The sequence below is a fragment of the Pseudovibrio sp. Ad46 genome (assembly GCF_001623065.1).
Taxonomy (GTDB): Bacteria; Pseudomonadota; Alphaproteobacteria; order Rhizobiales; family Stappiaceae; genus Pseudovibrio.
This window is the reverse complement of sequence record NZ_LMCG01000042.1, coordinates 1-599: the sequence shown is the minus strand read 5'-3', so window position 1 is coordinate 599 and position 599 is coordinate 1. Positions and strand designations below refer to the sequence as shown.

Below are 599 nucleotides of genomic sequence, written 5' to 3'. Positions count from 1 at the left end.
GTGTTAATTTATAACTAGCATCATGAAGTTGTGCTTTAATGCGTCCAATACGACCTTCCATTATAGTTCCTCCCTTGGTTGCTACAACAAGTTGTCTTTCTAAATTATCATCATTATCATTTAACAATAAATACAGTTTATAATAATTATAAATAAAATGCAAGTTAGGAATTCACTTTTTACAGTAAAAATGGCACGTAGTCAATTCCTATTGCTTATGTTTACTAAGATATCACAAAAGCAATAGGCTGTCTACAATGATTATCAATTACTAGTTAATTTCTCGTTATCAATAATTATTATTATTTAGCTTTTGCAAGAAGGAACAAGAAATAAGGTGCACCGATAATTGCCACAACGATACCAGCAAAGATTTCAGAAGGTTGAATAATCAATCGACCAATTGTATCCGCAAGTAGTAATAATAGCCCTCCAGAAAGCGCTGCTGTTACCATCACCCAGCGATGTGCTGAGCCAACTAACTTTCTGGCAATATGCGGACCAATCAGTCCAATAAATGCAATACCACCACTAACGGATACACAGGCAGCTGCCAAACCAACTGCTACTATTAAAAGCACAAATTTTTCTCGCTCAAC

1 protein-coding gene is annotated in these 599 nt (G+C 35.1%); it reads right to left on the bottom strand.

Annotated features, from left to right (window positions below; genetic code table 11):
* Positions 1-302: 302 nt before the first annotated feature.
* Positions 303-599 (bottom strand): iron chelate uptake ABC transporter family permease subunit (locus PsAD46_RS10825; RefSeq protein ID WP_153040727.1); only part of this gene is annotated, 297 nt, incomplete at its 5' end.